We start from the raw sequence: 13058 nt of genomic DNA on the forward strand, positions 1-13058 counted from the left end.
CAGTCGAAAGCGGTGCCTCGAGCGTCGGCCGCCCGGTCAATCAGTCAGTCACCATCCGCGACCGGAAGGTCGACGAGAGAGCCGTCGGCGAAGACGCTCGGTTCCCGGATGATGCCGTCGAGGTGGATCGGCGCTTCGGTGTCGCCGCCGATCCCCGCGTCGTCGCCGATAGCGATGTGGACGGTGCCGCCGGCCTTCTCGTCCAGGAGGACCGAGCCGACGAGGTCGGAGACGGCGACGTTGGTGCCGATACCCAGTTCCGCGAGGTTGTACGCTGCGTCACCGGCCGTCTCCGCGGCATCCTCGACCGTCTCGCGAATATCGTCGTCCGAGATGCGGGTGACGAATCCGTCTTCGACCGCGAAGGAGAGCGTCCGGCCGTCCTCGAGCAACCCGTGGGGCATCATCGTCCCGTCGACGACGAAGGTCCCGTCGGCGGTCTCGGGGCTGATGAACACCTCGCCGGCCGGGAGGTTCGACATCTCGCCGGGATCGTGGACGATGCCGGTGTCGGCGAGCCACTCGCGGTCGCCAACGCCGAACGTGATGTCGGTGCCGGCCTCGGTCGTGACGCGGACCTCCTCGGCCCCCGCGACCTGCTCGCGGACCGCCTCGCAGTGGGCCGCGATCGACTCGTAATCTGCTCCTAGCCCCGTCGTGAAGACGTCCTCGGTGATCCCCGGGAGCGTCGCGACCCGCGCCCCGGCCTCGTTCGCGTCCGTGCGGGCGCGAGTGTGACTCAAGCTCTTGGTCGTCGGCGCGAGGACGACGTCGGCCCCGGCCATCGCCGCCGCCACCGGAGCGGGGGGCTCGCCGCCGTGGGTTTCACCCGGCGGATAGCGAACGATCACGGCGTCGTCGGTGATCTCGCTCGCGACCTCGTAGATCGACTCTCCGATCGGAACCCGGTCGTCGTCGGTGACGACCGCACACGACTCCCCCGCCTCGAGACCCAGACACTGGCGGACCGCCGTCTCCGCCGCGGCTCGAAGTGCTGTCATACGCGAGTGTGCGGCGAGCGGGCCGATATGTCTTCCCCTCGATCGCGCTACGCGCGGAGTCTCGGACGGTCTCGCCTGTGAGTTCGGACCGCCGGATCGGGTCGAACGTGCGGGGTTGGCCGGCTCGAGTACCGTGCGAATCGGTACCGAGATCGGCCTCGAGAGCGATCGAGAACTCCGATTCGAGTAAGAATCGGCTGCGAGTCCTCGAAACGATTATCCCGCTCGGTGGTTCACTCCCGGGTACATGCAACAGGTCGCAATCAACGGCTACGGTACGATCGGCAAGCGCGTCGCGGACGCCGTCCGGCAACAGCCCGACATGGAGGTGCTGGGTGTCGCGAAGACGCGCCCGAACTTCGAGGCCGAGACGGCGATCCAAAAGGGGTTCCCGCTCTACGCGGCAATCGAAGAGCGCGAGGAACTGTTCGCCGAGGCCGGCCTCGAGATCGCGGGCCCGGTCGAGGAACTCGTCGCCGAGGCCGACGTCGTCGTCGACGCAACACCCTCGGGAATCGGGGCCCAGAACAAGGAACTCTACGAGGAGCACGATACGCCCGCGCTCTACCAGGGCGGTGAGGACGCCGAACTCACCGACGTGAGCTTCAACGCGCGATCGAACTTCGAGAACGCCGTCGACGCCGATCACGTACGCGTCGTCTCCTGTAACACGACCGGCCTCTCTCGAGTCATCGCGCCGCTCCGGGAGGCCTACGGCGTCGAGAAGGTCCGCGCGACGCTCGTCCGTCGCGGCGGCGACCCCGGCCAGTCCGACCGCGGGCCGATCAACGACATCCTCCCGAACCCGGTGACGATCCCCTCCCACCACGGTCCCGATGTCGAGACCATCTTCCCCGACCTCGACATCGACACGCTCGGGATGAAGGTGCCCGCGACGCTGATGCATATGCACAGCCTCAACGTCACGCTCGAGGAGGAAGTCGACGCGAGCGAGATCCGCGAACTGTTCGCCGACGAGTCGCGCCTGTTCCTGATCCCCGAGCGGCTGGACATCGACGGCAGCGGGACGCTCAAGGAGTACGCACTGGACGCGGGCCGGCCGCGCGGCGACATCTGGGAGAACTGCGTCTGGGAGGAATCGGTCTCGACCGTCGGACGCGATCTGTACCTGTTCCAGGGGATCCATCAGGAGAGCGATGTCGTACCGGAGAACGTCGACGCGATCCGGGCCGTGACCGGCAGTGCCGACGCCGCAGAGAGCATCGAGACGACCAACGAGACGCTGGGAATCGGACTGTAAGGTCGCGGATTCGCGCCCCGATCGTATAGCGACGACAGAAAGTTTTTGCCGCCTGGTGGCTTACTGTCTGTCATGCGCCGAGACGACCGCGACGAACCCTTCGACGACCTGTTCCGCGAGATTGAGCGAATGATGAACGAGATGATGAACGGCGCGGACGCCAACGTGGACTTCAACTCCTCGAATACTGTCGATAACGGCTTCGGCATGGACACCCACGTCGACATCCACGAGACCGACGAGGAGGTCCGCGTCGTCGCGGATCTCCCCGGCGTCGAGAAGGACAACATCGAACTCGAGTGCGACGGCAAGACGCTGACCATCTCCGCCGAGAGCGAACACCGCCAGTACGACGAACGCGTCTCGCTGCCGACCCGCGTCAACGAGCACACCGCGTCCGCGACCTACAACAACGGCATTCTCGAGGTCGTCTTCGATCGCGCCGAACAGTCGTCGGACATCAGCCTCGAGTAATCGGGCTGCTCGCGGTCGAATCGACTCGGTTTCGGTTGCTTCATACGGACTGCTGTCAGTCAGTTCCGGAGCAACCGCAGGACGGTTCGCGGTTACTCCGGTACATCGGTACAACAGACCGTATCAGTCCGCGACGTCGCGTATCGCGGCCGCGAGCCGATCGTAGAACTCCGGCTCGTACTTCGTCTCCTCGTCGATCGTCGGTCGCGCGTTCGTCTCGTTGACCACCAGTTTCTCGCCGGTCTCGAGCAGATCGACGCCCAGGAAGGGGATCTCGAGCTCGGCCGCGACCGATTCGGCCAGATCGCGCCACGGTTCGGGGAGGTCGATCCCGGTCGCTTCCGCCCCGCGGTGGACGTTGTGTTTCCACTGGCCCTCGCGAACCGCGTCATCGGGGAGCCGGCGCTCGACCGCGCCGACGTACTCCCCCTCGAGCACCATCACCCGGTAGTCGGTCGCGTTCGGGAGGTACTCCTGGACCAGAAACGACTGGTCGCCGGTCGCCTTGTAGTCGTGGACCAGCGAGAGGTAATCACAGATACCCAGGAAAGAGTCCAGATCGTGGGCTTTCGCGACGCCGACGCCCCGCGTCGTCGAGTTCGGTTTGACCACGACCGGCGGCTCGAACCGCTCGAAGACCGCGACCAGTTCGGCCTCGCCGACGTCGTTCGAGACGTAGACGGACTCCGGCACCGGAAGGGCGGCCCGCTCGAGTCGCGCCAGTACCTCGGCCTTGTTCCGCGAGGTCAACACCGTCTCGTGGTCGTTGAGCCACGGGATTTCGAGCAGGGCGTCCGCGACGCCGCCCTCCATCAGCCGACCGGGATAGACGAAGCCGACGTCGTAGTCGTCGGGCGACCACGGCGGATCACCGAGCGCGACCGTGCGCTCGCGTACGGGCACGTGGTGAACCCGTATGCCTCGTCCGGCCAGCGGCTCCTGCATCCGCCGAAACGTCTGTTTCTCGTTGGCGACCGCGAGATCGATCATACGCGGTACTCGGAGCAGACGGGCAAAAAGGTGCTCGAGACGGGATTCTCGAGAGTAAGACGCGGTGGCCGGGAGCGGGCTCCGAGCGCTGCGAGGAGCCCGCAACCCGGGGGAGGGCAGGCGGTTCACCGATACTCACCGCGAGCGAGGCCGAAGGCCGAGCGAGCGGGCCGACGACTGATGTGAGCGAGGACTGAAAGGACGAGTGAACGGAGGGAGGAGTGCTTTTAATCGAATTTTTGCCGAGGGCGCGGCTTCGCCGCGCCCGCAGAGCAAAACTTCGTTTTACGCTATTAGTTCTTCCTCGCCGCGCTCGATGACGATGCGACACGGCGGCGAGATCTTGTTGTAGGAGCGACGGAGCGCGTCCTTGGCGAACTCGGCGTCGTCGACGTCACACCAGATGGTGAAGATGCGCTCGCCGGCGCCCATTCGGGCGGCGGTGCCGACGATCTTCCCGAACGCCTGGCGCATTCCGTCGGAGACACGGTCCGCCCCGGCACCCGTCGCCTGCTTGTTCTCCCGAATGACCTGGTGGGGGAACTTCCGCAGGATCATCTTGTAGTTGTTCTCGCCGGCGTTTTTCAGCATGTGACGGTTCGCCGAGAGGCGCGAGGCCTCGAGGCTTCCGTGGCGGAGCTGGACCTCTTCTTCCGTGATGAGGCTCATCTGGACGGGGTAGTCGTCGGGATCCGCTTTGACGTCGCCCATCTTGTGCTGTGCGATCTTCGAGCCAGGGATACCAGTAATGTATTCGCGGCGCGTGTAGGCCGGCTTACTGATCTCCCGGTACATGGAGGCGGGCTTGTCTGACATGGTTGTGATTACTTAGAAAAACGGAGGCCCACCGGGCGGATAAAGGCTTCGAAGCGCCGCGTCGGACAGCGCCGCGGTCGATCACCGCGAGCGAACCGCGGGTCGTCGGGACCGACGGCCGGTGTCCCGGCTGGTGACAGCGGTGTCGACTCGAGAACGGGCCGGCGTCCCAACGCGGTCGGCGTTCGAAACGGCGGTTTCCGAACTCAGTTCGCGACGACGTACGCCGACCCGGTCTCCTCGATCAGCCCCTGACTCGAGAGCGACGAGAGCACGCTCAGGATGGTGAGCTTCTGCATGTTCAGGAGTTGGCTCAGTTCTCCGGTCGTCGCCCCGCCGGTGGCCTCGAGGGTGACGTACACGAGTTTGCTCTGTGCGGAGTCAAGTTCGGTCGGAAGCGGGCTGAGTCGGTCGGTCGATTGCGTATCTTGCATCAACATACTAACAGCATCCACGAACTCATGTATAAGTCTATGGTGCAGAGGATATAGATTTCCTAGTACATATTATTGTGGTTATATTACACGAAGGGCGAGAACGCAGCGCGACCGAAAAACTGGCTGAGACGGATTGCTGTAACGGGTTCCCGCCACGATTGCGCGGCCCATCCACTCTCTTGACCGGCGGTCCCGGCGGCGTATTTAAGGTTCCGCCGCCAAAATCACTCTACATGAGGAGTTTTCGGATCGGGTCCCTGTTCGGGATCCCGATCAAACTGGATCTGACGTTCCTGTTGGTGCTCCCGCTGTTCGCGTATCTCATCGGGGCACAGATCGAGGACGTCGCTGGGATACTGAACGACGGGTTAGCGGCGGGAATCGACGTCGGAGCCATCACCGGCGGTTCGATGTCGTGGCTACTCGGGCTGGCCGCGGCGATCGGACTGTTCGTCGGCGTCGTGCTCCACGAACTCGGCCACTCGCTGACCGCTCGACGATACGGGTTTCCGATCGAGTCGATCACCCTCTGGCTGTTCGGCGGTATCGCCGCCTTCTCGGAGATGCCCGAAGACTGGCGACAGGAACTCAACATCGCCGTCGCCGGGCCGATCGTCAGCATTCTGGTCGGCGTCGCCTCCTACGGGCTCTTCGTCGTCACCCCCGAAAGCCTCGACGGCGCACGATTCGTCCTGGGCTATCTCGCCGTCCTGAACGTCGCGCTCGCCATTTTCAACATGCTCCCCGCGTTCCCGATGGACGGGGGACGGGTGCTGCGAGCGCTGCTCGCTCGCAGTCAACCGTACGCGCAGGCGACCCAGCAGGCCGCTAGCATCGGGAAACTGTTCGCGGTCCTGATGGGACTGTTCGGTCTCTTTTCGGGGAACATCATCCTCATCGGCGTCGCCTTCTTCGTCTACATCGCCGCCTCGAGCGAGGCCCAGCAGGTGACGATGAAGGCGGCCTTCCAGGACGTCACCGTCGGCGACATCATGACGCCGGCGAACGACCTCCACACCGTCGAGCCCGAGACGACGGTCGCGCAGCTGATCCGGCGGATGTTCACCGAGCGCCACACCGGCTATCCGGTCGTCGATACGAACGCGTTCGAGGGGGAGCGACTCATCGGCCTCGTGACGCTGACCGACGCCCGCGAGATCGAACCGGTCGAGCGCGACGCCTACACCGTCGAAGACGTGATGACGACGGAGTTGCAGACGATCACCCCCGATTCCGACGCGATGGCCGCCATCGATCAGATGCGAGAGCACGATATCGGTCGGCTGCTCGTGGTGGATAACGACGACCTCGTCGGGCTGATCTCGCGAACCGACGTGATGACCGCGTTCGACATCGTCCAGCAAAGCGGTGCGATCGCTCCCTCAAGTCGGCCGCGGACGGCGGACTGAGAGATAGTCACAAGCCGGTTTTGGAGCGACGTGTTCCCCGAACAAACGGTTTAACCGTAGTCGGGGCTGACGCTGTACCGATGCCACCGGCCATCGAGACCGTCGATCTCGTAAAGGAGTACGGCGATCTGCGCGCCCTGCAGGAGCTATCGCTGACCGTCGAGGAAGGCGAATTCTTCGGCCTGCTCGGCCCCAACGGGGCGGGCAAGACGACGTTCATCAACACGCTGGTCGGCCTGGTCCGCAAGACCGGCGGCGAGGCGCGCGTCTTCGGTCACGATGTCGAGGACGACTACCGAGAGGCCCGCGACGCGATCGGCCTCGCCCCACAGGAGTTCAACGTCGACCGATTCTTCTCGATCAGAGAAGTACTGAAACACAAGGCGGGCTACCACGGCGTTCCGGACGCCGAAGCCGCCGACCGGGCCGACGAGGTTCTCAAACGCGTCGGGATCTACGACAAGCGCGACGAGCGCTTCGACTGGCTCTCCGGCGGGATGAAACGCCGACTCCTGCTCGCTCGAGCCCTGGTCACCGAGCCCGACCTGCTCATCCTCGACGAGCCGACCGCCGGCGTCGACGTCCAGCTCCGCCACGACCTCTGGGAGCTCGTCACCGAACTCAACGAGGAGGGGACGACGATCCTGCTGACGACCCACTACATCGAGGAGGCCGAACGGCTCTGCGACCGCGTCGCGATCATGAACGAGGGCCGGAAGGTGACGGTCGCGACCCCGGACGAACTCAAGGCGCGCGGCACCGATACCATCGCCGTCCGCCTCGAGTCCGTGCCCGCGAGCGCGCCCGAACTCGGCGCGTACGCACACGAAACGACGGTCTCCGGCGACCTGCTCGAGGTCCGCGTCGACGACGGCGGTTCGACTGCACCGCAGTTGCTCAACGACCTCGAGGCGATGGGCCACGAGATCGCCGATCTCGAGATTACCCGGACCTCGCTCGAGGAGATATTCGTCGATCTGACCCGGAGCGAGGATCGGACCGTAACCCGATCCGGCGCGGAGGGCGCAGGTGACGACGACACCGACGGGAGCGAAACGGGGACGTCGTCGCCGCCCGAGCAGGAGCGGGAGCGAGAAAGGGAACAAGAGCGAGAGCAGGAGGGGGTCGCCTGATGCTGTCGGTCGGCTTCCGCGCGCTCTTCCGGCGCGAGATTCTGCGGTTCGTCCGCCGGCCCAAGAACACGTTCATGCCGCCGGCGATCACGAACGTGCTCTACTTTGCCGTCTTCGGCGTGATCCTGGGCAACCGGATCGACCAGATCGCGGGCTTCGACTACATCCTCTTCATCGTGCCCGGGCTCATCGTCCTCGGTGCAATCTCGAACGCCTTCGAGAACGCCTCGTTCTCGATCTTTCACGGCAGATGGAACGAGTACATTCACGAAACGCTGACCTCGCCGCTGTCGTACGTCGAGATGGTCGTCGCCTACGTCGGAGCCAGCGCGGTGCGCGGCCTCATCGTCGGCGTCATCATCGCCGCCGTCGGGCGACTGTTCGTCCCGATCAGTTTCGAACACGGCCTCTATCTCGTGGCGACGATGGTCGTCATCACGGCGCTGTTCGCCGGGTTCGGTATCATCGGCGGTCTCGTCGCTCGAGACTTCGACGATCTGACCGTGATGAACCAGTTCATCCTCCGCCCGCTGGTGTTCTTCGGCGCCGTCTTCTACTCGCTCGAGACGTTCGATCACGCCTGGCAGGTGGGCCTCTCGCTGGTGAACCCGATGGTCTACATGGTCGACAGCGTCCGGTACGGACTGCTGGGCCACTCGGACCTGATCGGCGTCGGCATCCTGCCCGCGCCCTACACCGACTTCGCACCGCTGGTCTCGCTCGCGGTGCTCACGGCGATTACCGTCCTCGTCCTGGCGATCGACGTCTACCTGTTCAAGGTCGGCTACGGGCTGACTGATTGAGCGCGGCCGATCGGCGGCCCTCGAGTTCGACTTGACCAAACGACATGCGGTGGCGCGTGCTGTGCCGCGGTTCGCGCCAGCGAACGGCGGCTCAAAAGCACGCGAGGGATGAGTGAGCGCCGCGAGGCGCGAACGAATCGGCTGGGGAGGGCGTGGCGATTCCCTGTTGCCACGAGAGCAGGACGCTCTGTTTCACTCAGCCAGTAGCAGAACCGACTGCTCTATTCACACGTCTACTGGTCACCGAACTTGGAACGACTCCGGCGGAGCGATACGCAGGAGAAATAGGCTCTACTGCCTCAAATAACGCCGCGAAGAGTCACGCCGTTCGGATCTCGAGCGATTCGAGCACCGTCCCGTCCGGGTGCCGAATCGAGCCCTCGAGGCCGCCGTCGTCGCGCTCCTCGAGAGTAGCGAACCCCGGCTGATTCCCGCGCGGATCGGCGTGACTGCCGGGGTTCAACAGGGTGATATCGTCAGTTTCGATGACCGTCGGCCGGTGGCTGTGCCCGAAGACGACGACGTCGGCCCCCCTCGAGCGACCGAACATGGCGAGCCCCGTCTCGCCGCCGTCCCGTCGGTGCGTGACGGCGAACCGGACGCCCCCCGCCTCGACGACGCGGGCCGTCGGCAGTCGGTCACAGACCGCCGGCTCGTCGGCGTTTCCGTGGACGGCGAACAGTCGGTCGCACTCGTTCTGGAAGTCCTCGAGTGCGGTTTCACTCGTGAAATCGCCCGCGTGGATGACGGTATCGGCCTCGCGGGCCGCAGTCAGGGCCTCGCCCTCGAGTTCGTGGCCGCGGCGGCTGTGCGTGTCCGAGAGGATCGCGATCATGGTCATGCTTCGGTCGCCGCTGACAGGTCCCTTTCGGATGCGACCGATCCGACCGTCCCGATCGCGCGCAGAGATGGTGCCACCAAGCGTGGTAGCGAGGCACAACCGGCTCTAGAACGGCTTACACTTTTGGGGCCCCTCCCCGTAGTCGTCGCCGATGGCCAGTAGCACCTCCGTCGTGCTCGCCGCACTGTTCGCGAACGGGGCGATCGCGATCCTGAAGTTCGGCGGATATCTGTTGACCGGGAGTCCCGCAATGCTATCGGAGACGTATCACTCGATCTCGGATACGGGCAACCAGATCTTCCTGCTGGTCGGGATCAAGTACGGCGCACAGGAGGCCAATCGGTCCCACCCGTTCGGCCACGGGAAGGCGCAGTTCTTCTACAGCCTGCTCGTCAGCGTCATGCTCTTCGGCATCGCCGGCTGGGAGAGCGCCAGACACGGCTACAGCGCGCTGCAGGAGGGCGGCGTCCACCGGGCCAGCGAGGACGTTACGCTGCTCGGAGCGACGGTCGATCCGGTCTACATCAACTACGCCGTGCTGATCGGCGCGATTCTCTTCGAGTCCTACGCCCTCTGGAAGGCCTACCAGGGAATGAGCCGCCAGATGGACGAGTACGGCTGGTCGAGCTTCCGCGAGGCGTTCAGCAAGACCAGCGACGTGACGACGCTGACCGCGCTCACCGAGGACACCATCGCGCTCGCCGGCGCGGGGATCGCCCTCTTCGGGATCTACCTCACTCGAACCACCGGCAATCCGATGTACGACGCCGGCGCGGCGCTCGTCATCGGGATCATGCTCATGGGCTTTGCCATCGCGCTGGCCTGGGAGAACAAGCGGCTCATCATCGGCGAGAGCCTCTCGAGAGACGCCGAGGACGACCTCCGGCGGATCATCGCTGACTGGGACGGCGTGACCGAACTCGTCGACCTCCGGACGGTCTACTTCGGTGCCGAGGAACTGCTCGTCACCGCCGACGTCGCGTTCGAGTCCGACCTCGACGCCGAGACGATCAACGAGCGCATCACCCAGATCGAGCTGGCCCTGATGGATCACGACAATCAGGTGCAGAAAGTCTACATCGAACCCGAAACCTGACCGAAACCTGACCAAAACCTGACCGAAGTCTGCTCACCCACCGTTTCCCCCGGTCGCACTATTCCGTCGGTTCAGCGTTCGCATCGTCTCTATCGTCGTAGCCCGCCACCACCGTCGTCCCCGGCGGCCGGTCGTTCAGCACTGCCGTGACCGTTGTCTCCTCCAAGTCCACCGTCGACTCGAGTGGCTCCCACCCGTCCGCCGTTTCGACGGCGACCGCGACGTCGGTCGGACTCGCGCCGGGGGGCAGTCTCGAGGGGTCGTAGACGAGCGCGATCCGGACGGCTTCGACCGCCTTCAGTTCGTCGAGCGCCACGAGGTCGACGGGATCGGCGAGCGCGTCCACCGGCGGCTCGCGCCCGCTCTTCGCGAGGCCGAACTCGTCGGGAACGACGCCCGCGACGACGGCGACGCGGGCACCTGCGCTCTCGAGGGAATACTCGGCGACGCTACTGGCATCGTATCCGGGAATCGCCATACCGGGGGCAGGCGCTCGAGACACATGGCCCTGTACCGCGCGTTCGCCGGCCGGTGGTCACACGAGCCGCGCGCGATCGACGGGATTCCTTAAATGGGCCGACCGAATCGAGACGAATCCTTTTATCGGAGCGCGAACCTATCACGTACTGTGTCCGAGACCGGGTATATGCGCTTTTTCCCGTACGACAGGCCGTACGAGAATCAGCGCGAGGCGATGGACCGCATCCACAACACCCTCGGGCGGGGGCAAAACGTCCTCTTCGAGGGTGCCTGCGGGACTGGCAAAACGCTCTCGTCGCTCGTGCCAGCCCTCGAGGTGGCCCGCGAGCGGGACAAGACGGTCGTCATCACGACGAACGTCCACCAGCAGATGCGCCAGTTCGTCGCCGAAGCCCGCGCGATCACGCGCGAGGAGCAGATTCGCGCCGTCGTTTTCAAAGGCAAATCGTCGATGTGTCACATCGACGTCGGCTACGAGGAGTGTCAGGCCCTGCGGGACAACACCCGCGCCGTCGTCGACACCGAACGCGACCGCGAGCAACTCGAGGCCCGCCAGCGCGAACTGCTCGCCGAGAGCCAGGACGGCGACGGGTCAGCGGCCGACGCCCGAAACGCCGTCATGGACGAACTCGAGGAGATCGAAGAGCGACTCGAGGACCTCGAGGACCAGAACGTCTGTGACTACTACCGGAACAACCTGACCGAGGATACGGACGACTTCTTCGGCTGGCTCTTCGAGGACGTTCGCACCCCCGACGAGATTTACGAACACGCCGAGCAACAGCAGTTCTGTGGCTACGAGCTGCTGAAGGAGGGGATCGAGGGCGTCGATCTGGTCGTCTGTAACTACCACCACCTGCTGGATTCGACCATTCGCGAGCAGTTCTTCCGCTGGCTGGGCCGCGATCCGGAGGACGTGATCGCCGTCTTCGACGAGGCGCACAACGTCGAGGACGCCGCCCGCGAGCACGCGACGCGGACCTGCTCCGAGCGGACCTTCGACTCGGCGCTGGACGAGTTGGCCGACGCCGACGATCCGCGCTCGGAAGACGCCGCCAACGTCCTCTCGGCGTTTCACCGCGCGCTCGTCGAGACCTACGAGGACTCGTTCGGGTTCGGCGATCGCGAGGGGATCGGCGAGGGCTGGGAAGACGTCCCCATCGCCAACGAGGACCGCAAGGACGACCTCACGCTCGAGTTCCTCCAGCGCTACTCCGGGCGGGGGATCGACGACGACCTCGAGGCCGCGATGAAACTCGGCCAGGAACTGGACGAACGGTACGAGGAGGCCTACCGCGAGGGGGAGACGGCCACGCGGACGGAGTGTCAGACGCTGGGGGCCGCGGCCTTCGTCAGCGCGTGGATGTCGGAGAGTTCGACGCAGGGGCTCTACCCGGTCGTCTCCGTCACCCGCGACGCCGGCACGGACGAGGTTTACGGCCGCGCGGAACTGTACTCCTGTCTCCCGCGGCAGGTGACCGGCCAGCTGTTCGACGAGATCTACGCGACCGTCCTGATGAGCGCGACCCTCCAGCCGTTCGACGTCACCGAGAACGTGCTGGGCCTCGAGGACGCGGTGACGATGGCCTACGGGCTGCAGTTCCCCGAGGAGAACCGGCGAACGTACGCCGTCGAGACGCCGCCGCTGTTCTCCTCGGATCGCGACGACCCCGCGGTCCAGGAGACGGTGACGGAGACGATCCACGACGCCGTCCGGATGACGCCCGGCAACACGCTCGCCTTCTTCCCCAACTACGGCGAGGCGGGCCGCTACGCCGACCGGCTCGAGCGCCGTAGCGATCGGACGGTCTACCTGGACGAGCCCGGCGAGTCAGTCGAGGCGCTCCGCACGCAGTTCGTCGCGAACGACGACGCGGTGCTCTGTACCTCGCTGTGGGGCACCCTCGCGGAGGGGGTGAGCTTCGACGGCGACGACGCCAACACAGTGCTGGTCGTCGGCGTTCCCTACCCGCATCTGGACGATCGGGCCGAGGCGGTTCAGGAGGCCTACGACGTGGCCTTCGATGGCACCGAGACGGGCTGGCGCTACGCCGTCGAGATTCCGACAGTCCGCAAGACCAGACAGGCGCTCGGTCGCGTCATTCGATCGCCCGAGGAGGTCGGCGTCCGCGCGCTACTCGATCGGCGCTACTCTCGCTCGGCGAAGTCCGATCTCGGCAAGTACAGCGTCAACGGCACCTTTCCGCACGAGGAGCGCGAGGAACTGATCGACATCGGTCCGGAGAAGCTCAAATTCGCGATGCGCAACTTCTACGGCGACCACGAGGCGTACGACGGCGAGCCGCCGGCTCCCTGA

13 protein-coding genes are annotated in these 13058 nt (G+C 65.2%); 7 read left to right on the forward strand and 6 right to left on the reverse strand.

Features of this window, described 5'->3' with window-relative positions:
- Nucleotides 1-44 precede the first annotated feature (44 nt).
- Nucleotides 45-1001: an aminopeptidase gene (locus CP556_RS06175; RefSeq protein WP_098724815.1), complete on the reverse strand. Its 957-nt coding sequence runs from the start codon at nucleotides 999-1001 to the stop codon at nucleotides 45-47.
- A gap of 247 nt (nucleotides 1002-1248) precedes the next feature.
- Between CP556_RS06175 and CP556_RS06180 the strand changes: the two genes are divergently transcribed.
- A complete protein-coding gene (locus CP556_RS06180) occupies nucleotides 1249-2262 on the forward strand; it encodes a type II glyceraldehyde-3-phosphate dehydrogenase (RefSeq protein ID WP_098724816.1) in 1014 nt (337 codons plus the stop codon).
- Nucleotides 2263-2334: 72 nt separating this feature from the next.
- Nucleotides 2335-2736 (forward strand): Hsp20/alpha crystallin family protein, encoded by a 402-nt coding sequence (locus CP556_RS06185; protein ID WP_098724817.1) that lies wholly within the window; start codon nucleotides 2335-2337, stop codon nucleotides 2734-2736.
- A 123-nt stretch (nucleotides 2737-2859) separates the two neighbouring features.
- Here CP556_RS06185 and CP556_RS06190 read toward each other — a convergent pair whose 3' ends face one another.
- The 3 genes from CP556_RS06190 to CP556_RS06200 all read right to left on the reverse strand — a co-directional run bounded on the left by CP556_RS06190 (nucleotide 2860) and on the right by CP556_RS06200 (nucleotide 4982).
- Complete coding sequence (locus tag CP556_RS06190; protein WP_098724818.1) at nucleotides 2860-3726, reverse strand: ATP-grasp domain-containing protein; 867 nt, start codon at nucleotides 3724-3726, stop codon at nucleotides 2860-2862.
- A gap of 285 nt (nucleotides 3727-4011) precedes the next feature.
- Complete coding sequence (locus CP556_RS06195; protein WP_098724819.1) at nucleotides 4012-4542, reverse strand: 50S ribosomal protein L16; 531 nt, start codon at nucleotides 4540-4542, stop codon at nucleotides 4012-4014.
- A gap of 206 nt (nucleotides 4543-4748) precedes the next feature.
- Entirely contained in the window at nucleotides 4749-4982 is a 234-nt protein-coding gene (locus tag CP556_RS06200; RefSeq protein ID WP_098724820.1) for a MarR family transcriptional regulator, read from the reverse strand.
- 230 nt (nucleotides 4983-5212) lie between these two features.
- Between CP556_RS06200 and CP556_RS06205 the strand changes: the two genes are divergently transcribed.
- The 3 genes from CP556_RS06205 to CP556_RS06215 all read left to right on the forward strand — a co-directional run bounded on the left by CP556_RS06205 (nucleotide 5213) and on the right by CP556_RS06215 (nucleotide 8324).
- The gene (locus CP556_RS06205) at nucleotides 5213-6388 is read left to right on the forward strand and encodes a CBS domain-containing protein (RefSeq protein WP_098724821.1); all 1176 of its coding nucleotides are present in this window, start codon (nucleotides 5213-5215) and stop codon (nucleotides 6386-6388) included.
- Nucleotides 6389-6468: 80 nt separating this feature from the next.
- Nucleotides 6469-7521: an ABC transporter ATP-binding protein gene (locus tag CP556_RS06210; RefSeq protein ID WP_098724822.1), complete on the forward strand. Its 1053-nt coding sequence runs from the start codon at nucleotides 6469-6471 to the stop codon at nucleotides 7519-7521.
- Nucleotides 7521-8324, forward strand: coding sequence for an ABC transporter permease (locus CP556_RS06215; RefSeq protein ID WP_098724823.1), 804 nt, complete (start codon nucleotides 7521-7523; stop codon nucleotides 8322-8324). Before CP556_RS06210 ends, CP556_RS06215 begins: the two co-directional genes overlap by 1 nt.
- A gap of 319 nt (nucleotides 8325-8643) precedes the next feature.
- Here the strand turns inward: CP556_RS06215 and CP556_RS06220 are convergent, their stop codons facing one another.
- Nucleotides 8644-9159 (reverse strand): metallophosphoesterase, encoded by a 516-nt coding sequence (locus CP556_RS06220; protein ID WP_098727302.1) that lies wholly within the window; start codon nucleotides 9157-9159, stop codon nucleotides 8644-8646.
- 157 nt (nucleotides 9160-9316) lie between these two features.
- On the opposite strand from CP556_RS06220, the gene CP556_RS06225 reads away from it, so the two are divergent.
- Complete coding sequence (locus CP556_RS06225) at nucleotides 9317-10261, forward strand: cation diffusion facilitator family transporter (RefSeq protein ID WP_098724824.1); 945 nt, start codon at nucleotides 9317-9319, stop codon at nucleotides 10259-10261.
- 58 nt (nucleotides 10262-10319) lie between these two features.
- Here the strand turns inward: CP556_RS06225 and CP556_RS06230 are convergent, their stop codons facing one another.
- Nucleotides 10320-10739 (reverse strand): hypothetical protein, encoded by a 420-nt coding sequence (locus CP556_RS06230; RefSeq protein ID WP_098724825.1) that lies wholly within the window; start codon nucleotides 10737-10739, stop codon nucleotides 10320-10322.
- Nucleotides 10740-10907: 168 nt separating this feature from the next.
- On the opposite strand from CP556_RS06230, the gene CP556_RS06235 reads away from it, so the two are divergent.
- Nucleotides 10908-13058, forward strand: coding sequence for an ATP-dependent DNA helicase (locus CP556_RS06235; protein ID WP_098727303.1), 2151 nt, complete (start codon nucleotides 10908-10910; stop codon nucleotides 13056-13058).

The sequence above is a fragment of the Natrinema sp. CBA1119 genome, from assembly GCF_002572525.1.
Classification (GTDB): Archaea; Halobacteriota; Halobacteria; order Halobacteriales; family Natrialbaceae; genus Natrinema.

Excerpts from the sequence above, each read along its gene's own strand:
- CP556_RS06175 (WP_098724815.1), bottom strand. The coding sequence starts at position 1,001 with ATGACAGCACTTCGAGCCGCGGCGGAGACGGCGGTCCGCCAGTGTCTG.
- CP556_RS06180 (WP_098724816.1), top strand. The coding sequence starts at position 1,249 with ATGCAACAGGTCGCAATCAACGGCTACGGTACGATCGGCAAGCGCGTC.
- CP556_RS06185 (WP_098724817.1), top strand. The coding sequence starts at position 2,335 with ATGCGCCGAGACGACCGCGACGAACCCTTCGACGACCTGTTCCGCGAG.
- CP556_RS06190 (WP_098724818.1), bottom strand. The coding sequence starts at position 3,726 with ATGATCGATCTCGCGGTCGCCAACGAGAAACAGACGTTTCGGCGGATG.
- CP556_RS06195 (WP_098724819.1), bottom strand. The coding sequence starts at position 4,542 with ATGTCAGACAAGCCCGCCTCCATGTACCGGGAGATCAGTAAGCCGGCC.
- CP556_RS06200 (WP_098724820.1), bottom strand. The coding sequence starts at position 4,982 with ATGTTGATGCAAGATACGCAATCGACCGACCGACTCAGCCCGCTTCCG.
- CP556_RS06205 (WP_098724821.1), top strand. The coding sequence starts at position 5,213 with ATGAGGAGTTTTCGGATCGGGTCCCTGTTCGGGATCCCGATCAAACTG.
- CP556_RS06210 (WP_098724822.1), top strand. The coding sequence starts at position 6,469 with ATGCCACCGGCCATCGAGACCGTCGATCTCGTAAAGGAGTACGGCGAT.
- CP556_RS06215 (WP_098724823.1), top strand. The coding sequence starts at position 7,521 with ATGCTGTCGGTCGGCTTCCGCGCGCTCTTCCGGCGCGAGATTCTGCGG.
- CP556_RS06220 (WP_098727302.1), bottom strand. The coding sequence starts at position 9,159 with ATGATCGCGATCCTCTCGGACACGCACAGCCGCCGCGGCCACGAACTC.
- CP556_RS06225 (WP_098724824.1), top strand. The coding sequence starts at position 9,317 with ATGGCCAGTAGCACCTCCGTCGTGCTCGCCGCACTGTTCGCGAACGGG.
- CP556_RS06230 (WP_098724825.1), bottom strand. The coding sequence starts at position 10,739 with ATGGCGATTCCCGGATACGATGCCAGTAGCGTCGCCGAGTATTCCCTC.
- CP556_RS06235 (WP_098727303.1), top strand. The coding sequence starts at position 10,908 with ATGCGCTTTTTCCCGTACGACAGGCCGTACGAGAATCAGCGCGAGGCG.